General features: G+C 68.5%; 17 protein-coding genes. 9 read left to right on the top strand and 8 right to left on the bottom strand.

Annotation, left to right across the window (positions count from 1 at the left end; genetic code table 11):
- Positions 1-142 precede the first annotated feature (142 nt).
- Positions 143-3,796, top strand: a complete 3,654-nt coding sequence (locus Y958_RS13750; RefSeq protein ID WP_088872687.1) for an ATP-binding protein — start codon at positions 143-145, stop codon at positions 3,794-3,796.
- Between the two features lie 62 nt (positions 3,797-3,858).
- Here the strand turns inward: Y958_RS13750 and mbfA are convergent, their stop codons facing one another.
- Positions 3,859-4,815: an iron exporter MbfA gene (gene mbfA, locus Y958_RS13745; protein WP_088872686.1), complete on the bottom strand. Its 957-nt coding sequence runs from the start codon at positions 4,813-4,815 to the stop codon at positions 3,859-3,861.
- Between the two features lie 241 nt (positions 4,816-5,056).
- On the opposite strand from mbfA, the gene Y958_RS13740 reads away from it, so the two are divergent.
- The 3 genes from Y958_RS13740 (at position 5,057) to Y958_RS13730 (ending at position 9,539) form a co-directional block, all read left to right on the top strand.
- Entirely contained in the window at positions 5,057-5,707 is a 651-nt protein-coding gene (locus tag Y958_RS13740) for a LysE family translocator (RefSeq protein ID WP_244909506.1), read from the top strand.
- A gap of 158 nt (positions 5,708-5,865) precedes the next feature.
- Positions 5,866-6,924 carry a tetratricopeptide repeat protein gene (locus tag Y958_RS13735; RefSeq protein WP_145727640.1) on the top strand — a complete coding sequence of 353 codons (1,059 nt, stop codon included), beginning with the start codon at positions 5,866-5,868 and terminating at the stop codon, positions 6,922-6,924.
- Between the two features lie 470 nt (positions 6,925-7,394).
- Entirely contained in the window at positions 7,395-9,539 is a 2,145-nt protein-coding gene (locus Y958_RS13730) for a TonB-dependent receptor (RefSeq protein WP_050898059.1), read from the top strand.
- Between the two features lie 146 nt (positions 9,540-9,685).
- On the opposite strand, the gene Y958_RS13725 is transcribed toward Y958_RS13730, so the two are convergent.
- From Y958_RS13725 to Y958_RS13715, 3 genes are read right to left on the bottom strand one after another with little or no spacing between them, the layout of a single operon-like run.
- A complete protein-coding gene (locus tag Y958_RS13725; protein ID WP_088872684.1) occupies positions 9,686-11,197 on the bottom strand; it encodes a DHA2 family efflux MFS transporter permease subunit in 1,512 nt (503 codons plus the stop codon).
- 11 nt (positions 11,198-11,208) lie between these two features.
- Entirely contained in the window at positions 11,209-12,396 is a 1,188-nt protein-coding gene (locus tag Y958_RS13720) for an HlyD family secretion protein (RefSeq protein WP_088872683.1), read from the bottom strand.
- Between the two features lie 27 nt (positions 12,397-12,423).
- The gene (locus Y958_RS13715) at positions 12,424-13,920 is read right to left on the bottom strand and encodes an efflux transporter outer membrane subunit (protein ID WP_088872682.1); all 1,497 of its coding nucleotides are present in this window, start codon (positions 13,918-13,920) and stop codon (positions 12,424-12,426) included.
- Between the two features lie 203 nt (positions 13,921-14,123).
- Between Y958_RS13715 and Y958_RS13710 the strand changes: the two genes are divergently transcribed.
- Complete coding sequence (locus Y958_RS13710) at positions 14,124-14,726, top strand: TetR/AcrR family transcriptional regulator (protein WP_088872681.1); 603 nt, start codon at positions 14,124-14,126, stop codon at positions 14,724-14,726.
- Between the two features lie 10 nt (positions 14,727-14,736).
- On the opposite strand, the gene Y958_RS13705 is transcribed toward Y958_RS13710, so the two are convergent.
- Positions 14,737-15,984: an aspartyl/asparaginyl beta-hydroxylase domain-containing protein gene (locus Y958_RS13705; RefSeq protein ID WP_211098647.1), complete on the bottom strand. Its 1,248-nt coding sequence runs from the start codon at positions 15,982-15,984 to the stop codon at positions 14,737-14,739.
- A gap of 464 nt (positions 15,985-16,448) precedes the next feature.
- Here Y958_RS13705 and Y958_RS13700 point away from each other — a divergent pair, with 464 nt between their 5' ends.
- The gene (locus Y958_RS13700; RefSeq protein WP_244909505.1) at positions 16,449-19,367 is read left to right on the top strand and encodes a TonB-dependent receptor domain-containing protein; all 2,919 of its coding nucleotides are present in this window, start codon (positions 16,449-16,451) and stop codon (positions 19,365-19,367) included.
- Between the two features lie 197 nt (positions 19,368-19,564).
- Positions 19,565-20,578: an NADP-dependent oxidoreductase gene (locus Y958_RS13695; protein WP_088872678.1), complete on the top strand. Its 1,014-nt coding sequence runs from the start codon at positions 19,565-19,567 to the stop codon at positions 20,576-20,578.
- A 60-nt stretch (positions 20,579-20,638) separates the two neighbouring features.
- Here Y958_RS13695 and Y958_RS13690 read toward each other — a convergent pair whose 3' ends face one another.
- The 3 genes from Y958_RS13690 to Y958_RS13680 form a co-directional block, all read right to left on the bottom strand.
- Positions 20,639-21,070 carry a helix-turn-helix domain-containing protein gene (locus Y958_RS13690; protein WP_145727641.1) on the bottom strand — a complete coding sequence of 144 codons (432 nt, stop codon included), beginning with the start codon at positions 21,068-21,070 and terminating at the stop codon, positions 20,639-20,641.
- Positions 21,060-21,281: a hypothetical protein gene (locus tag Y958_RS13685; protein ID WP_040842923.1), complete on the bottom strand. Its 222-nt coding sequence runs from the start codon at positions 21,279-21,281 to the stop codon at positions 21,060-21,062. Before Y958_RS13685 ends, Y958_RS13690 begins: the two co-directional genes overlap by 11 nt.
- A gap of 700 nt (positions 21,282-21,981) precedes the next feature.
- Positions 21,982-22,926 (bottom strand): HD-GYP domain-containing protein, encoded by a 945-nt coding sequence (locus tag Y958_RS13680; protein WP_088872676.1) that lies wholly within the window; start codon positions 22,924-22,926, stop codon positions 21,982-21,984.
- A gap of 377 nt (positions 22,927-23,303) precedes the next feature.
- Here Y958_RS13680 and Y958_RS13675 point away from each other — a divergent pair, with 377 nt between their 5' ends.
- Entirely contained in the window at positions 23,304-24,020 is a 717-nt protein-coding gene (locus Y958_RS13675) for an MBL fold metallo-hydrolase (protein ID WP_088872675.1), read from the top strand.
- 21 nt (positions 24,021-24,041) lie between these two features.
- A complete protein-coding gene (locus tag Y958_RS13670; protein ID WP_088872674.1) occupies positions 24,042-26,144 on the top strand; it encodes a tetratricopeptide repeat protein in 2,103 nt (700 codons plus the stop codon).
- Positions 26,145-26,220: the final 76 nt, after the last annotated feature.

The following is a 26,220-nucleotide window of genomic DNA, read 5'->3' as shown; positions in this document are numbered from 1 at the left end:
CCCGCTCTTGGCGGGGGCGACGGCCGGCCCTAATATAGATATTGGTATGCCCTCCAGAGGCTTGCCGGCCAGAGGCTTGCCGGCCAGGGCTTGCCGGCTGTAATCGGGGGCGGTGCATGCGGCGCGCGGACGGTGAGGGGTGATGCGGCTACCGGGACTGCGCAGCAGGCTGCTGTTGCTGCTGGTGGCCGTCATCGGCGCCATGGCGGCCCTGATGGTGGTGGAGGGGCAGTCCAGGCGCCAGGCAGCGGTCATGGCCGCCCGCGCCCACGTGCGCATCCTGACCCAGGTGGCGGAGGAGGAACACCGGGTGCTGGTGGAGCAGCTTGGCCACCTGGTGGAAACCGTCGCCCTGCAGGAGGTGGAACTGTCGGCCGGCGACTGCGCCGGCGACCTGGTTCGGCTGAAGGCGGCGGAGCCATGGATCGCCAACGTCTTCCTCTCGCGGCCCGACGGCACCACGATCTGCGCCTCTACCGGCACCCCCCCGGCCGCCCTCAACGTCAGTGACCGCCCCTATTTCCAGGAGGCGGTACGCACCGGCCGCGCCACGCTCAGCGATTACATGATAGGCCGCACCACGCGGGCCCCTATCCTGGCCATGGCCCGTCCCATCCTGGGAGCGGACGGTCAGGTCAAGGCCGTGGCCCGGGCCAGCATGCGGCTGAACTGGGCCGGGCGCCTGGCGGCCATGGCCGCCGACATGCCCAATGGCCTGTTCGCCATCGTCGATGCCAAGGGCGAGGTGCTGGTGCGCTTCCCCGCCCCGGCGCAGGCACCCACTGCGGCGGCACCCCTCCCGGCGGCGCCCCAGGCGGACGGCCCGGCCGCCCCGCTGGGGGACAACCCGTCCGGCGCAGTCCTTACCGGCCAGCGGCTGGATGGCGCCCTGGTGTCGCAGCTGTTCGCGCAGCCCACGGGCACGCTGCTGTCGGCGGGGCTGGATGGTGTGCCGCGCATCATCGGTTTCGGCACCCTGCAGGGCATCAATGCCCGCGTTGTGGTCAGCCTGCCCCGGGCCGAGGCGGTGGGCGAAGCGGACGATGATTTCTGGCGCAGCATGATGGGCCTGGCGGCCGTGGCCGCCGCCGCCCTCCTGCTAGGGATCTTCGCGCTGGAAACCTCGGTCATGAGCCGCCTCGTCACCCTGACCCGGGTGGTGGAGCGGATCGGCCGGGGCGAGCGGGGCGTGCGTGCGCCGGAACGGGCGTCGGACGCCGAATTCGCCGTGCTGGCCCGGGCCATCAACACCATGGCCCATAACCTGGAACAGGGCGCCACCGACCTGGCGGAGCGCGAGGTGCGCTTCCGGGACCTGATCGACGTGTCCACCGACTGGTACTGGGAGGCGGATCCCGACCGCCGGCTGACCTATGTATCCCCCGGTGTGCGGTCCATCGGCCTCGATCCCCTGCGCATGGTGGGGCAGAAGCAGATGGGCGGCCTGACCCCCACGCCCGAGACGGCCGCAGCCCTGGCCGGCGGCGCCGACAAGCAGGAATTCCGCGACCTGCGCTATGTCGTCAGCCACCCCAGCGGCAGGCGCTATCACATCGTGCTGTCGGGCCGCCCCCTTTATGACGCCGACGGCGCCATCCGGGGCTGGCGCGGCGTCGGCCGCGACATCACCGCCCTGGTGGAGGCGCGCGGCGCGCTTGAGGAGAGCGAGGCCCGCTTCCGCCTGCTGGCCGACCGCGCCAGCGACATCATCCTGTTGACACGGCCCGATGGCACCCGCCTCTACGTCTCCCCCTCGGTGGAACGCATCCTGGGTTACGGTGTGGCGGAATTCACGCGGCTGCCCCTGTCGGAGCTGCGCCATCCGGACGACCAGGCCATCGACGCCACCCTGGACGCGCTGTCGGCGGCAGCCTCCCGGGCCGGGGCAGCGGGGGCCGTGGCCGAGGGCGACCTTGCCCGGGGCGTTTCCGCCCGCTTCCGCCTGCGCCACAAAGGCGGCCGCTGGATCTGGCTTGAGACCATCATCTCCCTCACCCGGGGCGACGACGGGATGCCCCTGCTGATCTCCGCCGCCCGCGATGTCACCGAGCGGGTGCGGCAGGAGGAGGAATTGCGCGCCGCCCGCGACACCCTGACCGCCGCCGCCGCCGAGCTGGAGCAGGCGCGCCGCGTGGCGGAAGATGCCAATGCTGCCAAGTCCGTCTTCCTGACCGCCACCAGCCATGAAATCCGCACCCCGCTGAACGGCATCATCGGGGCCGTGCAGCTGCTGGCGGCGGAGCCGCTGGCGCCCCTGCAGCGCGACTTGGCCGTGATCATCCGCGACAGCGCGCAGACCCTGTTGCTGCTGGTGGACGATCTGCTGGACCTCTCGAAGCTGGAGGCCGGGCGGGTGGACCTGGTGGCGACGGACTTCCAGCTGGCCGCGGTGGTGACGGAGGCCGCGCGCCTGATGGAAGGCCAGGCCCGCGCCAAGGGCCTGGCGCTCAGCACGCGCATCGCGCCCGAGGCGGCTGCCACCTTCCGCGGCGACGCCCGCCGTCTGCGCCAGCTGCTGCTGAACCTGCTGGGCAACGCCGTGAAGTTCACCGACAAGGGGCAGGTCCAGCTGACGGCCGAGGTGGTCGAGGGCGCGCCGGCTGGGGACGCCGGCGGCCCGCGCGATGTGCGCGTGGTGCTGACGGTGCGCGACACCGGCATCGGCATGACGGCGGACCAGCAGGCGCGGCTGTTCAACCGCTTCGTTCAGGGTGACGACGGCATCGCCCAGCGCTATGGCGGCAGTGGCCTGGGCCTGTCCATCTGCCGCGAACTGGTGACCCTGATGGGCGGCACCATCGCCCTGGACAGCTCACCCGGCCAGGGCAGCACCTTCACCATCGATCTGACCCTGCCGCGCCTGCCTGGGCCGCGCCTGCCTGGCCAGGCCGCAGCCGCGGGCGAAGCGGCACCCTTCCCTGCCACCCCGCCCCCTGCCGCCCCGCCCCCTGCCGCCCCGCCCCCTGCCGCCCCGCCCAAGCGTGGCGCCGGCCGCCGCGTGCTGGTGGTGGAGGACAACAGCATCAACGCCCGCCTGACGGAAATGATGCTGCGCACCGAAGGCTATGCCGTTGAATTGGCCGGCGACGGGGCCGCGGGCGCCGCCATCGCCCTGGGCCAGCCGCCGGTGGATCTGGTGCTGATGGATATCCAGATGGCCGGCCTGGACGGGCTGGAGGCGACGCGCCGCATCCGCGCGGGCGAACCGCCGGGCCGCCGCGTGCCGGTCATCGCCATGACCGCCAACGCCATGGTGGGCATGCGTGAGGAATACCTGGCCGCCGGCATGGACGACTACGTGTCCAAGCCCTTCGACCAGGGCCGCTTCCTCGATTTGGTGGCCCGCTGGACCGGCGGGGTGGCTGCGCCGGCGGACCCTGGCGCGACGGAGGGGCCACGGCCCATGACCGGCCCCAGCGACGGCTTTCCCATGGCCGACCAGCCCCTGTTCGATGGCGAGCCGCTGGCCAAATTGGTGGACTTGGCAGGGCGCGACGGCACGGTGGACATGGTGCGGGAGTTCGTCAGCTTCGGACAGGCGCGCATCGCCCGTACCGCCGGCCTGGTTACCGCCGGCAACCTGCCCGAGGCGCGGCGCGAGGCGCACAGCCTGATCTCCACCGTGGGCAATTTGGGCCTGCGCCGCCTGCAGTTCCTGGCGCAGTCGCTGGAGCAGGCGTGCATCCAGGGCGACGCCGAAGAGGCCCGCCAGCTGGTCGCCGCCATCGTCGGCGTGGCGCCGGCGTCCTGGGCCGCCCTGGCCCGCGACTATCCGGTGCCCATCGCCGCGGCTTAGTTGTTGGTCCCCTCGGATGCCGGCCTCCCCATCCGGGAACGCCGGTGTTCGGGAAGCGCTTCTCACGCGCTTCCGATCAGAATCCCCGTCGCGAACACCAGCAGGCCACCGATGATGACCTGGAAGGCGGCGGCCAGGAAGGTCGTGTCCATGTAGCGGTTGCGGATCCAGGAGATGACGCCCAGTTCCACCACCACAACGGCGGCGGCGGCGGCCGTGGCCGTCCAGAACTGGGGGATGAGATAGGGCAGGGTGTGCCCCAGGCCGCCCACGGCGGTCATGACGCCGCAGACCAGGCCGCGCAGCCAAGGGCTGCCCCGGCCGGTCAGGCTGCCATCGTCGGACAGCGCCTCGGCGAAGCCCATGCTGATGCCGGCGCCTACGGCGGAGGCGATTCCCACCAGGAAGGTTTGCCAGGTTTCGTGGGTGGCAAAGGCGGCGGCGAACAGCGGCGCCAGGGTGGAGACGGAACCGTCCATCAGCCCGGCCAGGCCCGGCTGCACCACCTGCAACACGAACAGGCGGCGTTCCGACGCGTGCTCCTGCTCCCGCACCTGGGGCGTCACCAGGCGGGACTCCAGTTGCTCCGCCCGCGCCTCATGGCGGCGCTCCTCATCCGCCAGGTCGCCCAGCAACTGGCGGATGGCGGCGTCGGTGGAGCGGCGGGCCGCCCGGGTGTAGAAGCGCTTGGTCTCCGCCTCCATCAATTCGGCCTGCTGGCGCACCGTCTCCAGCGACAGCGGGCGGATCAGCCAAACCGGCTTGCGCTGCACGAAGCCGCGCACATCCTGGCGGCGGATCAGGGGGATATGCTCCCCGAAGCGCTGGCGGTACAGCTCGATCAGGCGGTGGCGATGGCCGTTCTCTTCCGCTGCCAGGGCATTGAAGACCTTGGCGCTTTCGGGGAAATTCTCGCGCAGGCCGGTGGCGAACTCGTCGTAGATGCGCGCGTCCTCCTCCTCCAGCGACACGGCCAGCGCCAGCAGCTCCTGTTCGGTGAGGTCGGAGAAGTCCTTCATGGGGATGGCCTTGCGCAGGAACGGGGAATGCCGGGAAGACTAGCCAAGTCACGGCGCCCGTCAACCCGCCGCGTGCGCGAGAGATGCGGAATTCCCGAGTAATAATAATGAGTTGCGCTTGCTGTCCCGAGATGGACGCCATGGCGTGGCGGCATGGGCTCCCTGCGCGCGATCCCCCTCATCAGCCGGGGTCTTCCGCGTTAAACTCCTGCCCCATCCCATCCTTCGAGGACGCCTGGGCATGTTGAACTGGCAGACCCTATCGGCCTTCGCCGTCACCTGCTTCTTCCTGTCGGCCACCCCCGGCCCCAACATGCTGTTCGCCATGGGCATCGGCTTGCGCCATGGCGTGCGCGCGGCGGCCTGGGCGGGGGCGGGCATGTGCCTGGCGCTGGGCGCCATGGCCGGCCTGTCGGCGGTGGGCATGGCGGCGCTGCTGCAGGCCTCTTCCACGGCGTTCATGGTGGTGAAGGTGCTGGGCGTGGCTTATCTGCTGTACCTGGGCGTCCAGGCCTGGCGGGCAGATCCGAAGGAGACACTGCGCGCCGAGGCCGACGCGGAACAGCGGGGAGAGGCCGTGCGCCCCGCCGACGCCCGCGCTCACCGGCTGCTGCTGCGCGGCCTGCTCGTCTGCGGTTCCAATCCCAAGGCGCTGATCTTCATGGCCGCCTTCTTCCCCCAGTTCATCGACGCCGGCCAGCCGCTGACGGCGCAGCTGGTCCTGCTGACCGTGCTGATGGTGGTGATCGAGTTCGGCTGGATCCTGACCTACGCCGTCGGCGGGCAAACCCTGGCCAGCCGCCTGCAGACGCCCAAGGCCGCCCGCCAGCTGAACCGCCTCACCGGCGGCCTGCTGATCGGGGCCGGCGGCGTCCTGGCGCTGATGCGCTGACTGGGCGCGCGCCGGCCGGGTGTGCCAACGGGGTTTGCGCCGACTGGCGGGTATCGCGCCCGTGTAAAGCCGGTCGCTTGCGGATCCGCGTCCATGGCCTACAGTGGGCGCGGGACCGGCTTGCGGTTCGTCCTGGGTACCATCCATATCGGGGTGTCATGCGTTCGCGTCGTCTTTCCGCTTCCGTTGTCGCCGCCGGCTTGGCCGCGTCCCTGTTGTCCGGCTGCGCCTTTTTCGAGGGTGACGACGATACCGCCCCCGCCAAGCCCAGCGACGGCCTGCTGTCCCGATTGGCCCAGGACCCTGAGGCCCCACCCGCGCAGGCGCCCGCCCAGCCTGCGGGTTCCGCCCAATCGGTGACGCAGGCGCCCACCGCCTCGCCGGCCGCCCCGATCAATGTTCCTGTCCTGCCGGCGCCGGCGGTGCAGGCGCCCCCCGCGCAGGCCGAGCCCGTCCAGACGCCCGACACCATCATGCCCGGCGCCCAGGGCCGGGCGGGTCAGATGGCCGTGTCCACCCTGCCGCTGGACGGCCACATCAATCCCCCCGTCGATCCGCCGGACGCGCAGCGGCTGGTGGCCCAGGCCGACGCGCAGATGGAAGACAAGAACGGCAAGGGCCCGTCGTCGCAGGACATGGCTTCCGCCCTGGCGCTGTTCGACCAAGCCATGGCCCGGGGCAGCCTTAAGGCGCGCGAGGCGCTGGCGGTCTACTACTACTATGGCCGGGGCACGGCCCGGGATCCGCAGAAGGCGGCGCAGGTGGTGAAGCCCGCCGCCCAGGCCGGCCTGGGCATGGCGGCGCTGATCTATGGCCAGCTGTACAACAACGGCAGCATCCCGGGCGGCGGTGCCGGCGAGGCGCAATACTGGTACAACATCGCCCGCCGCGCCGGCTGCGCCCCCTGCATATCCAGCCACCAGGAATTCCTGAACAGCATCGAGGCCAAGCTGAACCTGCCGGCCAGCAAGGGGCAGGGCGACCTGGCCAGCGACCCCATCGTGCTGGCCGGCATCACCGACAGCGCCGCCGGCGCCAAGCGCGAATACACCACGCTGGGCATCCTCTACCCCGGCTGGAAGCAGGTGGAACAGCGCCAGCTGACGGAAAACGGCCGAATGCTGGACCAGTTCACCCTGGAAAACGCCCAGCAGCGCCGGGTGCGCGTCTATTTCGACGCCAGCGGCTGGGGCAAGCCGGCACCCAAGGCGAAATAGGAAGCAAGGCCAGCGGATGCCGGCGCCCCGAACCATGCCGACTCGGGGGCACTGTCATCCAGCGGCCTGCCCCGGCTAAATCCGCCAAAATCAATCGCCTACACCATCCGGCATACCTCTGGCGCGGAAGACAGGGGCCGTGGTACGCGCGAATGGAATGCGCCCAGCCTCCGGCCACGCCAAACCTGACCATTCGGTCAGAAAACGGTTGCCGCAACCCCAGGCTGCGCCGATGCTGACGAGGTCCCAGGAGCGACAGGCGCGGCAAACCGCCCGCGGGCCTCGGGGCGGTAGGTTCGGGGCTCGTCAACGATCACCCGGCCCAACCACGGCAAAACGAGCCTCACACTAAAACGGGCGGAATCCATCGAGCCTGCTTTCGTCAAATCCAATCACGAAAGACGGGGACAACAATGTCGAACAGGGCAGTTCCTATAACGGGCAACGATCAGAAGAAGACGCGCGCCGTCTTGACGTCGTTTCTGGCAGGTGGCGCGGCCACCCTGCTGGCTGGCGGCGCCCCGGCGCAAACGGCGGCCACGGCCACCGACGACTCGGTCTTCCAGGAAATCGTGGTGACAGCGCGCAAGCGGGCGGAAAGCCTGACCGAGACGCCCACCGCCATCTCCGCCTTCACGGCGGAGGATCTGCAGCAGCGCAACATGGAAAACCTAGCGGACGTGGGCAAGTACGTCCCCAACCTGGAGATCAACCGCTTCGGCGTGGGCAACCCGGCCCATGCCGCCATCTTCATCCGCGGCATCGGTTTGCAGGACCACATCATCACCACCGACCCCGGCGTGGGGGTTTATGTCGATGGCGTCTACCTGGGCCGGCAGATGGGGTCCAACCTGACCCTGGCCAATATCGAGCGGGTAGAGGTGCTGCGCGGACCGCAGGGCACACTTTATGGCAAGAACACCATCGGCGGCGCCGTCAACATCATCACCGCCCAGCCGGGCGATGAGCAGGTGACCAAGGCGGAACTGAAGGTGGGCAGCCGCGCCCGGGTGGAGGCCAACGTCTACACCAACACCAAGGTCACCGACAAACTGGCCGTGTCCTTCACCGCCGCCGTCAACCGCCGCGACGGCATCGGCCAGGCCCTGAAGGTGAACGCGCCCGAGGATGTGGGCGAGATCAATGAGGTGTCGGGCCGTGCCGCCGCCAAGCTGCAGGCCTCGGAAACCTTCTCGCTGCTGCTGACCCTGGACGCCATGAACGGCATCTATGGCAAGACCCCCACCACCATGGAGGTCAACAACCCCAACGGCTTCTTCACCGGCACGCTGGGCCTGAGCGAAAGCCTGCTGCCGGCCAACCCGGACGACAGCAATTCCAACCACGCGGAACTGTTCAAGCAGACCATCCAGAACCGCGGCGCCTCGCTGACCGCCAATTGGGAGCTGAACGACAACCTGACGGCCAAGGTGCTGGGCGGCTTTCGCTACACCCGCTACACCGGCGGCCTGGACGATGACCAGACCTACCTGGACCTGGAATCCTATCCGGAACGCGGCTTCGCCCGGCAATATTCGGTGGAACCGCAGCTGAACGGCGAATACGGCAAGCTGGACTTCGTCATCGGCGCCTATGCCAGTGACGAACAGGGCAACACCAATTCCGGCCCCACCGTCTACATCAGCCCCAGCGGCTATTTCGACCTGAAGCAGACGACCAGCAGCTACGCCGTCTACGCCCACGCCGGCTATAAAATCCTGGACGATCTGAAGCTGTCGGCCGGCGCCCGCTATTCCGATGACCACAAGGACGCCAGCGCCCAGTTCGACAGCTGGACCGACCCGTCGCGCGTCTACCGCAGCCAGTCGTGGAGCGCCACCACCTGGGACGTGTCGGCCACCTACGACATCGCGAAGTCCGTGGCCGCCTACGCCACCATCTCCCGCGGGTACCAGAGCGGCGGCTTCCCGCCCCGGCCTTTCAACGGGCCCAGCTACTTCACCGCCTTCAACCCCACCTTCGCCACCAATTACGAGACGGGCATCAAGGGCGTCTTCTTCGACCTGCTGCAGATGAACGTGTCGGGCTTCTACACCGAGTACACCGACCTGCCGCTGGAGGTGTCGCAGCCATCGGCCACCGGCTTCAACACCCGCATCGAGAGCGCCGGCCAGTCGGAGGCCAAGGGCTTCGAGGTCGAGGGCACGCTGAAGCTGAGCAAGGCCTTCGACATCCAGACCTCCGTCGGCTTCATCGACGCCCAGATCACGGCGGTGCCGGGCGATGCCACCGCTATCAAGGTCGGTTTCACCCCGGCGCTGACTCCGCAGTGGACCCTGTCGGTGGCGCCCCAGTACCACCTGTTCCTGGACAGCGGCACCGTCGACGCCCGCATCGACTATTCCTATCGCGGCAAGGAGTACGGGCAGTCGGCCAATGACGGCTACAACCTGATCAAGTCGCGCAGTCTGTTCGGTTTCAACATCGCCTACACGCCGGCCCAGGGCCATTGGACGGCGGCCGTGTATGGCGAGAACATCTTCAACAAACGCTACGACGTGGGCCGGCTGGACGACGCCTTCGCCGGCTTCACCGAAATCATCCGCAACAACGACCGCAGCGAATTCGGGCTGAAGGCCACCTACACGTTTTAAGGCCCCAGGCACGTTTTAAGACCCCAGGCTGACTTTCCCCGGGGGCGATGACTGACGGCCCCGAACCTGGACCCCGCCCGGACGGCACGCCGGGCGGGGCCTTTTTCTTTGGCCAGGCCGCGGGTCCCGGCGCTTGGGAGCCCGCCTCAATGCACCCCGGTGGTGTCAGCCACGCGCGTGGGCTTGGGCGCCAGCCAGATGACCAGGGCCGACAGGACGAAGGCGATGGCCACGCCCAGGAAGATCTGGTTGGTGGCCAGCATGACACCCTGGCCCTGGACGATGCGATCCAACTGCTGGATGGACAGGTTGGGGCCCACCAGGCCGGGACGCAGCAAATCCACCAGTTCGGCCCGGTTGCGGGTGGCGCCATCCTCCCACAGCGTGTTGACGAGTGAGGTGGCGAAGGCGCCCGACAGCGTGCGCAGGAAGTTCATCAGGCCCGCCGCCGACGCCGTTTCCTCCACCGTCACGCTGGCCAGCGCCAGGCCGGTGAGAGGCACGAAGAAGAAGGGCATGCCCAGACCCTGCAACAGCAAGGGAAAGGCGATCTGGCCATACGTCATGTCGGTGGAAGAGCCGCTGCGGTACAAAGTGACACCCGCCAGCCACATCAGCCCGAAAAACACCAGCGGCCGGGGATCGACCTTGGCCGACATCTTGGCGACCATGGGCGCCGCCATGACCGCCAGGATGCCGGTGGCCGCCGTGGCGTAGCCGGCCCAGGTGGCGGTGTAGCCCATGTTGCTCTGCAGCCAGAGCGGCGTCAGCACGGTGGCCCCGAAGAAGGCGCCGAAACCCAGGCTGATGGTCAGCACCGCCATGGCGAAGCCGCGATGGCGGAAGACTTTCAGATCCACGACCGGATACGCCTCCGTCAGTTCCCAGATGAGGAAGGCGGCCAGACCGATGGTGGCGACGATGGCCAGCGCCACGATCTCGGTGGAGGAGAACCAGTCCATGTCCTTGCCCTCGTCCAGCATGATCTGCAGGGCGCCCACCCAGACGATCAGCAGGATCAGACCCACCAAGTCGAAGCGGGGGCGGACGGTCGGCGTCTCGAACACCTTCAGCAGGCCCCAGCAGGCGGCGGCGCACAGGATGGCGATGGGCACGTTGATGTAGAAGATGAAGGGCCAGCCCCAGCTGTCACACAGCGTGCCGCCCAGGATGGGCCCCAGGATGGGCGCCACCAGGGTGGTCATGGCCCAGATGCCCATGGCGGCGGGCGCCTTTTCCTTGGGGAACACCCGCAGCAGCAGGGTCTGCGACAGGGGCATCAGCGGCCCGCCGGCCAGGCCCTGCAACACCCGGAACAGCACCAGCATGCCCAGGGACTGGGCGAAGCCGCAGAGGGCGGAGCAGATGCCGAAGCCCAGCATGGCGGTGACGAAGGTGCGCACAGTGCCGAAGCGGCCGGCCAGCCAGCCCGTCAGCGGCACGGTCACCGCCTCCGCCACCGAGTAGGAGGTGATGACGAAGGTGCCCTGGCTGGAGGAAACGGCCAGGCCGCCGGCGATGTTGGGCACCGAGACGTTGGCGATGGTGGTGTCCAGCACCACCAGGAAGTTGGCGGCGGCCAGCAGCAGCGCCGCCACGGCCAATTGCCCGCCGGCCAGGGTCTTGGGCGTCCCGGCGTCAGAAACGGCGCTGCTCATCGGTGGTCCCCTCAGCGCTTGCCGGCAGCGTCAGCCGGCGCCGTGTCGATGGTGACGTTCATGGACAGGCCGACGCGCAGGGGATGCACCGCCAGCTCGCTGGGGTCCAGCACCACGCGCACGGGCACGCGCTGCACCACCTTGATCCAGTTGCCGGTGGCGTTCTGGGCCGGAATGACGGCGAAGGCGGAGCCGGTGCCACCGGCCAGGCCGGCGACCTGGCCATGGAAGACGACGCCCCCACCATAAAGATCGGCCGTCAGCTCCACCGGCTGGCCGGGACGCACATGGGCCAGTTGCACCTCCTTGAAGTTGGCGTCGACATAGGCCTCGCCCACCGGCACCACGCTCATCAGCATGGTGTCGGCCTTGACCCGCTGGCCCACCTGCACCTGGCGGCGGGCGACGACACCGTCGAAGGGGGCCCGCACCGTGGTGCGGCCCAAATCCACCTGGGCCTGCTCCACCCGGGCGCGGGCGGCCATGACCTCGGGATTGGTGGCCACGTCGCTGTCGGCGATCAACACGGTGTTCACCTTTTGCGAGCCCTGGGCGGCGGCGCGATTCGCCGCGGCCTGGGCCCGGGCCGCCTTGGCCACAGCCAGGTTGGCGGTGGCGGTGGCGAAGGCGTTCTGGGCGCTGGTCAGTTCCTCGCCCGACACGGCGCCGGAGGCGGCCAGCGCCCGGCGCCGGTCCAAATCCACCCGGGCGCGATCATAATCGGCCTGGGCGGAGGTCAGTTGCGCCTCGGCCCGGGCGGCGTCGGCGTCCCGCGCCGCCACCTGGGCGGCCAGGGCGCCATCATTGGCGAAGTAGCCGCGCACCCGGCGCTCCGCCTGGCCCAGCTGCGCCTGCGCCTGGGCCAGGGCGATACGCGCGTCGGTGTCGTCGATGAGCACCAGCACGTCGCCCTTCTTCACGCTTTGCGTGTCCACCACCGGCACGGCCCGGACGGTGCCGTCGACGGAGGAGGTCACCTGTGCTGCGTCTGCGTTGACGTAGGCGTTGTCGGTGGAGACGTAGCGACCGCCCGTCACCAGGCGATAACCGCCATAACCCAAGCCCGCCAGCAGAACGACGGCGCCCAGGCCGGCGAATAGGCGGCGACGGGGCGACGGCTTTTTAGCAACCGGCGCCAGGACATGAACGGAAGGGGGTTCGGCCGCCTCGGCGGCGGGGGTGCGGGACGGGGTGGACATGGGGGTGATCCTTGGGAGCGCGGCGGGTCAGCGGGCGGCGACGGTTTGGGGGGCGGCGGGCACGGCCTGATAGCCGCCGCCCAGCGCGCGGATGAGGGCGATGTCCAGCGTGAAGGCGCGGGCCTGCAGATCGGCCAGGGCGCGACGGTCGGTGATGAGGGTGTCCTCCGCCGTCAACACGTCCAGGTATGTGGACAGCTTGCCCTCATACCGGGCGGTGGCGATGCGATGGGCATCGGTAGCGGCGGCCAGGGCGTCGCGGGCGTGGGTCAGCCGCGTTTCCAGCGCGCGGGCGCTGGTGGCGGCATCGGCCACGTCCTGCAGGGCCTTGGCCACCGTGCCGTCGTAATCGGCGACGGCGGCGTCATAGTCGGCCCGGGCGCCCCGATACTGGGCGGCAAGTGCCCCGCCTTCGAACAGGGGCAGGCTGACGGCCGGGCCAACGCTGCCGATGGTGGCGCCGGACTTGGTCAGGGCGTTCAGGCCCAGGGTCTGCACCCCGAAATAGGCCGCCAGGTTCACGTTGGGATAGAAGGCGGCCTTGGCCACGGTAATGCGCTTGGCCGCGGCCTCCACCGTCAGGCGAGCGGCCACGACGTCGGGACGGCGGCCCAGCAGATCGGCCGCCAGGTTGGCCGGCAGGCCGAAGGCCTTCAGGCCGGCGCCGGCCGGCGGCTGAATGGACAGGCCCCGGTCAGGCCCGGCGCCCATCAAGGCGGCCAAGCGGTTGCGGGTCAGGGCGATGGCCTCATCCTGGGCGGCCAGATCGCCCCGGGCCGCCGCCTCGCGCGCCTCCGCCTGACGGACGGCGCCCAGGGTTTCCAGCCCATTCTCCCGCCGCTGGCGCACCAGATTGGTGCTGCGCACCCGCACATCCACCGCCTCGGCCGCGGCATCGCGGTCGGCCGCCTGCTGCGCCAGGTCGGCATAGGCGGCGGCGATGCCAGCCGACAGGGTCAGGCGGGCCTGCGCCACCTCCGCCCGCGCCGCCTCGGCGTCCGAGGTGGCGGCGGCCAGGCTGGCCCGGTTCTTCCCCCAGAAATCGAAATCGTAGCTGAGGTCCAGGGTGGCGCGCGGCACCTCGTGATAGCCCTTGGGCACGAAGGCCGGTGGGAACAGGTAGCGGTAGCTCTGCTTGTCCTCCGTCACCTGGGCGTTGGCGGTCACGCGCGGCAGCAGGGCGGCATCCGCCTGGTCGGCCAGGGCCTCGGCCTTGCGCAGCCGCGCCGCCGCCGCCGCCAGGTCCGGCGCACCGGCCAGCCCTTCCTCGATCAACGCATCCAGTTGGGCGTCGCCATAGGCGGTCCACCACCGGTCCTGCGGCCAAGCGACGGCGGCGGTGGCGGGAGATGACGGGGCGAAACTGGCCTGTGTGGCGAAGCCGGCAGCGCCGCGCGGCGCAGGCGCCGGGCCCACCTCCGGTACCCAGGCGCAGGCGGACAGGCACAGCAGCACGGTGGACAGGCACAGGGACGTGCCCAGCCGCCGCAACGGGCGGCTGGAAAGGGAAGCGGGGGCGGACATGGGGGCCTATTGGCATAAATGAACCGTACGGTTTGGTTTTGTATGCTTGCACAGCACTCCGGTCAAGTCATAAACGTACCGTGCGGTTCAGTTATGAAATGTTACGCCTTGCCGTCGCGGGAGCGTACGGGCATGGTCGCCGCCATCGACCACAGCCCACCAAATCCAGCCGGCTGGCCAGCCTTTAGGAAACGCGCGCCATCATGAAGGTGAAGACCGAAGCCCGCCGCCAAGCCATCCTGGACGCCGCCGGCGCCCTGTTCCAGGAGGTTGGGTTCGCCGCCGCCTCCATGTCCGAGCTGGCGACACGGGTCGGCGGGTCGAAGGCCACGCTGTACAGCTATTTCCGGTCCAAGGAGGAACTGTTCGTGGCCGTCATGGCGCATGCGGCGGCGGAGATGAAGCAGGCCTCGTTCGAGGCGCTGAACCCCGACGACGACGTGCGGGAAACCTTGACCCGCCTGGGCCGCATCTATCTGCGCTTCGTCCTGTCGCCCTGGGCCATGTCCATCCGCCGCATCGCGGTGTCGGAAGCGGCGCGGTCCGAGGTTGGGCGGCTGCTGTATGAGAACGGCCCCAAGGTAGGCTGGTCGAAGTTCGCCGCCTATCTGACCATTCTGATGGCCCGGGGCCGCCTGCGCCGGACGGACGCCGATCGCGCCGCCGCCCACTTTCGTGGCCTGGTGGAGGCCGAGCATGTGGACCTGGTCATGCTGGACGCCAAGGAGAAGCCCGGTCCCGCCGCCATCGACGCGACGGCGGACGCGGCGGTGGATGTGTTCCTGCGCGCCTACGCCGCCGACTGAGCTGGCCGCGTCACAGGCTGGAGAAGCCGCCGCCCGCCGCCTTGGGCGTCAGCGGCGTGGCGCCGAAGCCGCCCGCGGCCTCCGTCTGCTGCGCCTGGAAATCGTCCATGGCCGCCATGATGTGGGCGATGAAGTCACGCTCGGCAACCGACAGGCGCGGGCTCCAGATGTCGAAGATCATGACCACCCGCACCTGGTCGCTGTCGTTCCAGGCCTCATGCTCGATGGTATCGTCGAAGGCCCAGCCCACCCCCACCTTCCATTCCCGCGTCTGATTGCCCACGCGGAAGCCGCAGCCCGGCGGCACCACCAGGGGCAGATGCACCACCAGGCGGGTGTTGGCGACGCCGGTATGCGGCGGGATGCGGGTGCGTGGCTTCAGGATGGAGAACATGGCGGCGGGCGACCGGCGGATCATGCGCGGCTGCGGCATCTGCTCCAGCACGGCCATGGTCTTGGGCGCGCGGTCGGCGTTGCCGGGCACCGGCAGGCCGTGTTGCAGCAGGTGGAAGGCGCTCCACCGTGGGGAGCGGTTCAGTTCCGCCCACTGATCCAGGGGCAGGCCGTCGCGATAGTCGATGTAGGGCACAAAGGCGTCGGCCAGCGCCTCCTCCGCCAGAATGGCCGCCAATTCCGCCTGGATGTCGGCGGTGGCGGCCTCCAGCGTGGGCAGCCACGGGCATTCCTCGCGATCATAAAACTCGATCGCCGGCATGTCGGGATAGTGATAGTGCGTCGGCTGCTGGGTGTAGACCTTGCGCCGGCCCAGCACCTGGTCGGTGAAGAAGGCCATGCGCCGGGCGTCGGCGCTGGTGCCCCGCGCGGCGCCCTGGTCCACCACCGGGCGCAGGAAATCAGCCATCTCCTGGACATGGGCGGCGTGGGCCTTGCGTGCCTGGTCCAGCGCCCGCTGAGTCGGCGGGTCCAAATTCTGCTGTGTCTCGCCCAAGGCCACGGCCACGCCGTAGGCCTCGCCCGCCTCGCGCTTGCGGCCCAGGGCCTGCAGCAGCGACGCCCGCATCAGCAAAGCCATGAACAGCCGGGGCTCCACCGTCAGCACATGGTCCACCGCCGCCAACGCGTCGGCATGGCGGCCCATGGCGCGGCGGGCCGCCGCCAGGTTCAGCCACAGCGACAGTTCCCCAGGCGACTGGCGCAAGGCCTCCTCCAGGATGGCGTGCGCGTCCGCGTAATTGCCTGATTTCATGGCCGCCATGGCGGCCGCATTGGACCGCTGGGCTGAGACATCAGGCTGCATCGTTGCTCCCCGTTGTAGGCGCCTTAACACCGCCATGGCAGCACAACTTTGGCCGCAATGCTAGGGATGTGAGCCCTAACCTTTTGGAAAGGCGCCTAATTGCACCGTTGTTGTGCAATCTTCCGGGATAGATTGTACGACAATGCATCTAATACTGATCACACCAGCAAAATAAATATGATGCCAGTTACGAAGCAGTTACCAAAATCAGAATGCGTTATTAAGATTAAGTGTCACTGAAACGTGACATTGACTCGCTATATGCACCGTTATTATCGCGTTTAGTTGACGCTCGTTTTTCACTCCTCAAAAACTCTGCTCCAAGCGATCCAGCAGCCTCCGCCGCTTTTCAGCGCGGGGATTGCCGGCGTGACCGTCAAGACGCCGTTACAGGCGGTTGGGTGGAGAACAGACAAGTGAAGAAAATGACAAACCGGGGACGTTTGCTCACGTCGACGACGTTGATGGGGACCATGCTGGCCGGTTCCATGGCCGCATGCGTGATGGCGATGGCGGGCACCGCCGCCGCCGCGGATGACGAGCTGCAGGAAATCGTCGTCACCGGGTCGCGCATCAAGCAGGCCGCGAACCTGAGCAGCGACAGCCCGCTGACCACGGTCACCGACAAGGAAATGAAGCTGCAGGGCACGACCAACGTCGAGACCATGCTGAACCGCCTGCCGGGCGTCACCGCCGACCAGACGCAGGGCGTGTCCAACGGCGCCAGCGGCACGGCCACCATCAACCTGCGCAACCTGGGACCGTCGCGCACCCTGGTACTGATCGACGGGCGCCGCATGGCCGGCGGCGACCCCGCCTACCCCTACACCGACGTGAATTTCATCCCGGCGGCGCTGGTGGACAGCGTGGACGTGGTGACGGGCGGCGCCTCGGCCGTCTATGGCTCAGACGCTGTGGCCGGCGTCGTGAACTTCAAGATGAAGCGCGATTTCGAGGGCGTGAGGGTCGACTACCAGCTGTCGGCCGCCCAGCATGACAACAACAACAAGGAAGCGCAGACGGCGCTGAAGAACTTCGGCGTGACCGTTCCGGGCAGCCAGTTCGACGGCTTCGTCCGCGACAGCAGCTTTATCATCGGCGCCAACGCCCCCAACAACCGCGGCAACGTCACCGCCTATGCGACATACCGCTGGACGGAACCGGTGAAGCAGTCCAGCCGCGACTGGTCCGCCTGCTCCCTTTCCGTCTCGGGCGCCGACAACGACAGCCATGTCTGCCAGGGGTCCAGCAACAACACCTATGGGCGTTTCCGTACCAACGGCTCGGGCAGCGGCCTGTCACTGAACCCCGACGGGTCGTCCACCTTCGTGCCCTACAGCAACGCCCTGTCCTACAATTACGGGCCCTACAACTACCTGCAGCGCCAGGACGAGCGCTACACCGGCGGCGCCTTCGCGCACTATGAGATCAGCCCGGCGTTCGACGTCTACACCGACTTCATGTTCATGACCGACCACACCCGGGCCCAGATCGCCCCGTCGGCCATCTTCAATTCCGCCCTGTACAACATCAACTGCGACAACCCGCTGATGTCGGCGTCGGAAGCCACGGCGCTGTGCGGCAGCAACGCCGGCACCAGCGCCAATTGGTCGGGCACCATCGGCCTGCGCTTCAGCGGGTCGGGCATGGAGCGGTACGACGACATCCGCCACACCGATTACCGCTATGTCATCGGCACCAAGGGCGACCTGGGCGGCGGCTGGAGCTATGACGTCTCGGCCCAGCATTCGGAAGTGATCTACACCGAGCACTATGAGAACGACGTCTCCATCTCCAAGGTCCAGAAGGCCCTGCAGGTGGTGAACGTGAACGGGGTGGCCACCTGCCAGTCCGTCGTCGACGGCACCGACCTGAACTGCGTGCCGCTGAACATCTTCTCGCTGAACGGCATCAGCAGCGACGCCTGGAACTACATCAAGACCACCTCCTTCAAGGAGGGCAACGTCACCCAGGACGTGGTCCAGGGGTCCATCACCGGCGACTTCGGCCGGTTCGGGATGCAGAGTCCGCTGGCCAACAACCCGGTCGCCATCGCCTTCGGCACCGAGTACCGCAAGGAAGGCCTGAACCTGAAGGTGGATGAGGAGAATTCCTCGGGCGACCTGGCAGGCTCCGGCGGCGCCACCCAGAACTCCAGCGGTTCCTACGATGTGAAGGAAATCTACGGCGAACTGCGCGTGCCGCTGATTGAGGGCCGGGAGTGGGCCAAGGCCCTGGTGTTGGACACCGGCTATCGCTGGTCGGACTACAGCTCGTCCGGCGTGGTGGACAGCTGGAAGGCCAGCCTGACCTACGCGCCCGTGTCCGACCTCAGCTTCCGCGGCGGCTACAACCGCGCCGTCCGCGCCCCCAGCATCCTGGAACTGTACTCCACCCAGACCGTCGGCCTGACCTCCGCCTCCGACCCGTGCGCGGGTTCCAGCCCGTCGGCCACGCTGGCCCAGTGCGCCCGAACCGGCGTCACCGCCGCCCAGTACGGCACCATCGCGGAATGCACGTCCTCGCAGTGCAACGTCCTGACCGGCGGCAACACCGCGCTGAAGCCGGAAACGGCCGACACCTGGACGATCGGTACCGTCATCACCCCGACCTTCCTGCGCAATTTCTCGGCCACCGTCGATTATTTCGACATCCGGGTGACCGACCTGATCAGCACCCTGTCGGCCTCGTCCGTGCTGAACCAGTGCCTGAACAGCGGCGACAGCTATTACTGCGGCCTGGTGCACCGCGCCAGCAACGGCAGCCTGGCGCTGACCGGCGGCTACATCATCGATACCGAACTGAACACCGGCTACCTGAACGAGCAGGGCGTGGACATCGGCCTGAACTACCTGGTCGACCTGGAAGACCTGAACGTCAAGGACCGCGGTTCGGTGCTGTTCAGCTTCAACGGCACCTGGATGGCCAACTACCTGGTGCAGCAGCAGCCGGGCGAGAGCGCCTACAACTGCCGCGGCCTGTTCGGCGTGACCTGCGGCCAGCCCATGCCCATGTGGCGCCACACCATGCGCGTTACCTGGCAGACGCCGTGGAACGTCGACCTGTCGGGCAACTGGCGGTATATCGGCGGCGTGAAGCTGGACCAGAACACCAGCAACGCCCTGCTGTCGGGCGACTACGACAAGGCCGACGGCCGCATCAACAGCTACAGCTACTTCGACATCGCCCTGTCGGCCACGCTGTACGACCACTACACGGTCCGCTTCGGCGTCAACAACCTGTTCGACAAGGACCCGCCCATCCTGGACAGCAACGTCTATGGCGTGTCGGGCACCTCGAACTACGGCAACGGCAACACCTTCCCGGGCATATACGACACCCTGGGCCGGACGTTCTTCCTGGGCGTGACCGCCGATTTCTAATTGGGTTTATCCACGACAAGGTGTCGGAAACGGCGGGCCGTCAGGTCCGCCGTTTTCTTTGCCACCAATATGTTGTGCCAAATAAAATCGCATCGATGATTTTCGATATACCGCTTCGCCGTAGTTGGGGTTAGGCTCCATTCCGCGTCAGCCAAGGCCGGGGCACACCGGCCCTCCGACACGGGAGAGATCGCCCCATGAGCACCCCCACCAACCACCAGATCCGCCTGGCGGCGCGGCCCGTCGGGCTGCCGAAGGACAGCGACTGGCAGCGCACGGAAGAGCCGGCGCGGCCGCCGGCCGAGGGCGAGGTGCTGGTGCAGACCCTGTACCTGTCGCTGGATCCGGCCATGCGCGGCTGGATGAACGAGGGCAAGTCCTATATCCCGCCCGTAGGCCTGGGTGAGGTCATGCGCGCCGGCGGCATCGGCCGCGTGGTGGCCAGCGCCGCCCCCGCCTTCGCGGTCGGCGACCATGTCAGCGGCGCGCTGGGCGTCCAGGAGTACGCCACCCTGTCGGCCAAGGCGCTGACCAAGGTCGATCCCACCCTGTCGCCCCTGCCCGTGCACCTGAGCGCGCTGGGCATGCCGGGCATGACCGCCTATTTCGGCCTGCTGGACGTGGGCCAGCCCAAGCCGGGCGACACGGTGGTGGTCTCGGCCGGCACCGGCGCCGTGGGCGCGGTGGTGGGCCAGATCGCCAAGATCAAGGGATGCCGCACCGTGGCCATCGCCGGCGGGCCGGAGAAGTGCCGCTACGCGGTGGAAACCCTGGGCTATGACGCGGCCATCGACTACAAGGCCGGCGACATCCGCAAGGACTTACGCACCCACTGCCCCAACGGCGTGGACGTCTATTTCGACAATGTCGGCGGCGACATCCTGGAGGCGGTGCTGGCGCAACTCGCGCGCAAGGCCCGCATCGTCGTGTGCGGCGCCATCTCGCAATACAACAACACCACGGCGGTGAAGGGTCCGGCCAATTACCTGTCGCTGCTGGTCAACCGCGCCCGCATGGAGGGCATGGTGGTGTTCGACTATGCCGAGCGCTATCCGCAGGCGGTGGCGGAGATCGCCGGCTGGATCAAGGAAGGCCGGCTGGTATCGCGCGAGGACATCGTGGAGGGCGGCGTGGCCGCCTTCCCCGACACGCTGTTGAAGCTGTTCACGGGTGAGAATTTCGGCAAGCTGGCCCTGAAGGTCGCCGACTGAGCAACATGCCACAAGACGCGCCCCGGCGGCCCAACCGCCGCTGGGGATCGCGACTTCATATCAGGCCGAGGCGGATGCCCAGGTGGCGCCGGCGGCGGGCCGGGTGGCGGCCGGGGCGCCTTCCCCATCATCCAGGATGGGAACGGCCTGCATGATGATGCTGTTCAGGGTGCGGCACAAGGTGCGGCCCCGTTCCGTCAAGTGCAGGGTGCGGACGCGGTTGTCGTGGTGCAGCGTGCGCGCCTCCACCAGGTCCGAGGCGCGATTGCCGAAACCGGTGGAAAGGCGGGCGACGATGCGCGACACGGTGTGCGGCTGCGCCCGCAGCAGCATGCCCAGCTCCCGCAGGCTGATGCCTTCGTTCTCGCAGATGTACAGGAAACCGCAGGCCTCCTGCAGCGAGAACTGCTCATCCACCGCCCGCATGGCTTCCAGGGCCGCCAGGGGAGCGCTGCGCTGCCGATGGCGGTGGTCGTTCTGATTAGCTGTCATAATGGTGCATGTTCCCCGTGTTGGAGGCCAGGCGCAGGGACGGCCGCACCTGGGAAGCCGCGCGCTGCTTCACTTGCGAGAATGTGAGGTTGGCCTGAGGGTAGGTGGCCATGATGGGTTCGAACAGGCGGCGGATTGCCGCTTGGTGGTCACCCGCCGCCACGAAATCATCTGCCTCTACCTCGATCACGATGACGCTTTTGATCTTCATTTCTGCAAATCCATTTCTTTGGCCTGCCCCACGCCTCCTGGTCGTGCCCCTTCCAGGAACGCGGGACGAAACCGCCCGAAACCGCCAGATCCGCTGTCTCCCGGCCGATCCGTGCCGCCATCAGCCGGACGCGGGATCCGCCTGGTGGTTGCGAAATCAACCTGAGCCATTGCAAAAATGGCACTCATGATCGCTCGGGCCCAACACACCGATGCAATGGTGCAACCAATCCTGGTTCCCGGGCCAAACCGCCCGGACACCGGGGCCACCCCTTGGCACTTCAGCCATCTCTTCCGCAGGGCGACATGAATTAGGTGCGCTTTTGTCGTTATACGGACGATCCGTCAAAAGCTGTCGCTTGCAGGAACGATTAAGGCGCTGATTTTGCCGCCGCCCCTCATGAGGGCACGGGTATGCCCCGGATAAAGCCTGGAACGCCATTCGGCGCCACCCTAAGCGGCGGGGCCGCAACCATCTGAAAAGAGATGGGCGTTCGCCTTTTACCGGTTCGGGTGTCCCTGACGGGATCCTTTTTGATCGGTCCCACGGTAACGGCCGTACCCGTCACGCGCCATCCGCCAATCCGCCTATGCGGTCAGCGCCCGTGGCCGACATGAGCCGGGCATGAAAAAAGCGGGCGCCGCGACGGCCCCGCCCCCCGGCGTTTTAATAAGGTGTTTTAATAAATGGATTGAAGAAGTCAGCGCATCGGCAGGGGGATCACCTGGGCGGACGCCATCTCCTCCCAATCCAGGGCTTGGTCGGCGCCCAACATCGCCTCATCGTCGCGATCCCGCTCCCGGATGGCGACGAAATCCTGGATCTGATCCATGAATAGGCGCACCAGGTTCGGGTCGAAATGGGCGCCGGCCTCGCCGGTGATGTGGGCCAGGGCCCGCGACAGGGGCCACGGCTCCTTGTAGGGCCGGGCGGACATGAGCGCGTCGAACACATCCACCAGGGCCACGATGCGGCCGGACAAGGGAATGGCGGGGCCCTTCAGCGCCCGGGGATAGCCCTGGCCGTTCCACCGTTCGTGATGGCACAGGGCCACCTCCGCCGCCAGGTCCAGCAGCGGCAGGCCGCTGCCCATGAGAATGCCGGCGCCGATGGTGGTGTGGGTCTTCATCACATCCCACTCGGCGGGAGTCAGGGGGCCGGGCTTCAGCAGGATGGCGTCGGGGATGCCGATCTTGCCCACATCATGCAGGGGGGCCGCCAATGCCAGCTGGTCGGCGAATTCAGCGTCGCATCCCGCCAGCAGCGCCAAATGACGGGCCATCTGCCCCACCCTGTCGGTGTGGGAGGCGGTTTCGTTATCCCGCAAGGCGCTGGCGGACCGCAGGCGGTTGATCATTTGCGATTGCGCTTCACCCAGCTGGGCCCGGGCGCTGACCAGCATGACTTCCGACCGGCGGCGCTGGGCCACCTCCGTCGCCAGGATGCGGCTCATTTCCGTCAAGCGGTCGGGCGGCGGCGGGGCCACGGGCGTCCGGCGGGCGCGGGCCGCCGCCCGGCGGCGCAACACCTCGCGCACGGCCACGGCGGCCGCCAGGGTGACGGTCAGCAGGGCGGGCCAGTATCCGGCCAGGTGGGCGGTATCGGCCACCAGCACGGCCCCGGCACGCATCACGACGATATCCATAACCCCGCTCCTTCCACCCGCGAAGGCAGTCTTGGTGGGAAGTGCTTAAGGATTTGCTACCAGCCCCGAAGTCATAGACCAGTTGACCGATGTCATAGGGAGTACCACCTCGGACTCGGGCCTCTTTTGGGTCGAAAATGACGGGTTGCCCGCAAGGAATTTGCCTTTCCCACGCCCATAATGGACGGCCCGCTTGAGCTGGCGCTTCGCCAACACCCCCCATTTCATCCGCATCTTTCCTCGTGCGCCGGCCAAGGCAGCGGCCGCCGGGTTACCGTCCGTGGCGGCCCGCCGGCCCGGCTAAACCTGGACCTGCCGGGGCCCGGCGGGGTATGACGGGGAAGCGCCTTTCCGTCCCCTACCGCCCGAGGACAGCCATGCCGGACCAGACCGTCCCCCCCGCGTCGGACGCCGCCGCAAAGCCCGCGTCGGGCACGCCGCCCCTGAAGGTGGCCATCCTGCCGGTGACGCCGTTCCAGCAGAATTGCTCCATCCTGTGGTGCACGGCGACCAAGCGGGCGGCGGTGGTCGACCCTGGCGATGGGGTCACCGAGATCAAGGAATTCCTGGCGCGCCAGGGCCTGACGCTGGAACGCATCCTGGTAACCCATGGCCATGTCGACCATGCGGCCGCCGTGGCGGACCTTGCGGCCGCGACCGGCGTTCCGGTGGAGGGGCCGCAGCTGGAGGACAAATTCTGGATCGACCGCCTGCCGGAGGACGGGGCCAAGTATGGCATGCTGTACGCCAAGCCCTTCACTCCCACCCGTTGGCTGGACGACGGCGACACCGTCATGGTGGGTGAGCTGACGCTGGATGTGTTGCATTGCCCCGGCCATACCCCCGGCCATGTGGTTTTCATCCACCAGGCCTCTCGCCTGGCCGTTGTGGGCGACGTCATTTTCCAGGGTTCCATCGGCCGTACCGATTTCCCCCGCGGCGATCACGCCGCCCTGATCCGGTCCATTCGTGAGAAGTTGTTCCCCCTGGGTGACGACATCACCTTCCTGCCCGGCCATGGCGAGCCATCGACCTTCGGTCAGGAGCGGCGCAGCAACCCCTTCGTGTCCGACCGCGCCGTGGCGCGGGGCTGAACTCCCCTTCTGGAAAATCCCATGGCCAGCATCAGCGACGCCCTGAACGAGGCCTTGCGCCATCACCGCGAGGGCGCGTTGGGCCATGCCGAGGTGATCTACCGTCGCATCCTGGATGTGGCCCCGGCGGAAGGCGACACGCTGAATCTTTTGGCCGTGCTGTGCCTGCAGACGGGTCGGGCGGAGGAAGCCCTGGACCTGGCCGGCCACGCCACGCGCGCCAACCCGGCCGCCGCCGCCTTCCACGTCACCCGCGCCGACGCGGCCGCCGCACTGGGCCGCCCCGCGCTGGAGGCGGACTGCCTGGAACAGGCCCTGGCCCTGAATCCGCCAGCACCCCAGGCCGCGGGCTGGCAGCGGCGGCGGGGCCGCGCCCTGGCGGCCGCGGGGGACGCGCCGGCTGCCGTGCGGCCCCTGAAGGCCGCCGCCGCCCTGGCGCCGGACGACATCGACATCCTGGATGATCTGGCGGTGACCCTGACGCGGGCCGGCCTGACAGACGAGGCGGAAACCGCGTTCGCCGAGATCCTGCGGCGGCAGCCCGGCCACGCCGGCGCGACGCGCAACCTGGCGAGCCTCTGGCTGAACCAGGCCGGCGACCACCTCTCCGCTGGCCACCTCTCCGCTGGCCAGGGGTCCGCCGCCCAGGCGTCCAGCGGCCACCGGGCCACGATCGCCGCCACCCTGGCCCGCCGTGCGGTGGAGCTGGATCCCAACCGGCGTGAGGGCTGGGCCCGACTGGGGTTGGCGCTGATGGCCCTGAACCAGCCGGAGCCGGCGGCCGACGCCCTGCGCCGGGCCCTGGCCCTGCCCGGCATGGCGGACGAGACGGCCGAAATCCTGATCAACCTGGGCTTCCTGGAAACCCGGTTGGGCCGCTTCGATGCCGCCGCCGCCGCGTTGGACCAGGCCGAGGCGCAAGAACCCGGCCGGGCGGAGGTGCTGAACCACCAGGGTGTATTGCTGCACGCCCAGGGCCGGCTGCCGGAGGCGGCGGACGTCCTGGCCCGCGCAACGGCCACGGCACCGGACGACCACCGGCCGCTGACCAATCTGGCCACGGTCTTGAAGGACCTGGGCGACGACGACGGGGCCGAAGCGCTTTATCTCAAGGCGCTGGCCCTGGCGCCCGGGGAGCCGGCGGTGCACTGGCAGCGGTCGCTGGCGCGTCTGTTGGCGGGTGACCTGGCCACGGGCTGGCAGGAATATGAATGGCGCCACCAGACCGGCCAGATGCCGCCGCCGGACCCCAGCTTGACCGTTCTGCCGGAATGGCGGGGACCGGATCCGACGGCGACGGCCGGCACGCGCCTGCTGGTGCATGCCGAGCAGGGGCACGGCGATACGCTGCAATTCGCGCGCTACGCCGCCCTGCTGGCGGGGGCGGCCGACCGGTTGGGCCTGGCCCGCGTCGGTCTCATGGTGCAGCCGGCGTTGGCGCGGCTGATGGCCTTGAGCCTCCCCGGCGTGACGGTGATGCCACCCGGCGCCCCGGTCGGCGCCGCCAATTGGGATGCCCGCGTCCCGCTCATGAGCCTACCGCACCGCCTGGGCACGACGCTGGAGACCATTCCAGCCCGGTGCCCCTATCTGACGCCACCGCCGGTGGAGGGTTGGCGGACGCGGCTGGCCCAGGCCGTGCCCCTGGGCATGCGGGCCGTGGGCCTGGTGTGGGGGGGCGATCCCCGCCCGGACGACCCCGTATCGGCCTTGATCGACCGACGGCGCAGCGTGCCCCTGGCGGTGCTGGCCCCCCTGGCCGCCGCGGATGACGTTCGTTTCGTCAGTCTGCAAAAAGGCGCCCCCGCCGCACAGGCGGCCACGGCGCCCTTTCCGCTGCTGGACTGGACGGATGAGTTGCGGGACTTCGCCGACACCGCCGCGCTGGTGGCCTGCCTGGAGCTGGTCATTACTGTGGACACGGCGGTCGCCCATCTGGCGGGGGCCTTGGGCCGGCCGGTGTGGGTGCTGTCCCGCACCGACGGCTGTTGGCGCTGGTTGCGCGATCGCGCCGACAGCCCCTGGTACCCCACCCTGCGCCTGTATCGTCAAGAGAGTTGGGGCGATTGGTCAGCCACTGCACGCCAGGTGGCAATCGATCTGATTGCGAAACCAAGGCCCTGAAAATGTTATCCTTTTGATTGGCCGCACATCCAGATCCAGCTACCGCCGCAATCTCTGATCGCAAGCTGAGTGAAGC

Source organism: Nitrospirillum viridazoti CBAmc (assembly GCF_000730165.1).
Taxonomy (GTDB): domain Bacteria; phylum Pseudomonadota; class Alphaproteobacteria; order Azospirillales; family Azospirillaceae; genus Nitrospirillum; species Nitrospirillum viridazoti.
The sequence above is the reverse complement of the archived record's forward strand: the minus strand, read 5'-3'. Positions and strand labels throughout refer to the sequence as shown.

Coding starts and splice junctions, on each gene's coding strand:
- Y958_RS13750 (WP_088872687.1), top strand. CDS start 143: ATGCGGCTACCGGGACTGCGCAGCAGGCTGCTGTTGCTGCTGGTGGCC.
- mbfA (WP_088872686.1), bottom strand. CDS start 4,815: ATGAAGGACTTCTCCGACCTCACCGAACAGGAGCTGCTGGCGCTGGCC.
- Y958_RS13740 (WP_244909506.1), top strand. CDS start 5,057: ATGTTGAACTGGCAGACCCTATCGGCCTTCGCCGTCACCTGCTTCTTC.
- Y958_RS13735 (WP_145727640.1), top strand. CDS start 5,866: ATGCGTTCGCGTCGTCTTTCCGCTTCCGTTGTCGCCGCCGGCTTGGCC.
- Y958_RS13725 (WP_088872684.1), bottom strand. CDS start 11,197: ATGAGCAGCGCCGTTTCTGACGCCGGGACGCCCAAGACCCTGGCCGGC.
- Y958_RS13720 (WP_088872683.1), bottom strand. CDS start 12,396: ATGTCCACCCCGTCCCGCACCCCCGCCGCCGAGGCGGCCGAACCCCCT.
- Y958_RS13715 (WP_088872682.1), bottom strand. CDS start 13,920: ATGTCCGCCCCCGCTTCCCTTTCCAGCCGCCCGTTGCGGCGGCTGGGC.
- Y958_RS13710 (WP_088872681.1), top strand. CDS start 14,124: ATGAAGGTGAAGACCGAAGCCCGCCGCCAAGCCATCCTGGACGCCGCC.
- Y958_RS13705 (WP_211098647.1), bottom strand. CDS start 15,984: ATGCAGCCTGATGTCTCAGCCCAGCGGTCCAATGCGGCCGCCATGGCG.
- Y958_RS13700 (WP_244909505.1), top strand. CDS start 16,449: ATGGGGACCATGCTGGCCGGTTCCATGGCCGCATGCGTGATGGCGATG.
- Y958_RS13695 (WP_088872678.1), top strand. CDS start 19,565: ATGAGCACCCCCACCAACCACCAGATCCGCCTGGCGGCGCGGCCCGTC.
- Y958_RS13690 (WP_145727641.1), bottom strand. CDS start 21,070: ATGACAGCTAATCAGAACGACCACCGCCATCGGCAGCGCAGCGCTCCC.
- Y958_RS13685 (WP_040842923.1), bottom strand. CDS start 21,281: ATGAAGATCAAAAGCGTCATCGTGATCGAGGTAGAGGCAGATGATTTC.
- Y958_RS13680 (WP_088872676.1), bottom strand. CDS start 22,926: ATGGATATCGTCGTGATGCGTGCCGGGGCCGTGCTGGTGGCCGATACC.
- Y958_RS13675 (WP_088872675.1), top strand. CDS start 23,304: ATGCCGGACCAGACCGTCCCCCCCGCGTCGGACGCCGCCGCAAAGCCC.
- Y958_RS13670 (WP_088872674.1), top strand. CDS start 24,042: ATGGCCAGCATCAGCGACGCCCTGAACGAGGCCTTGCGCCATCACCGC.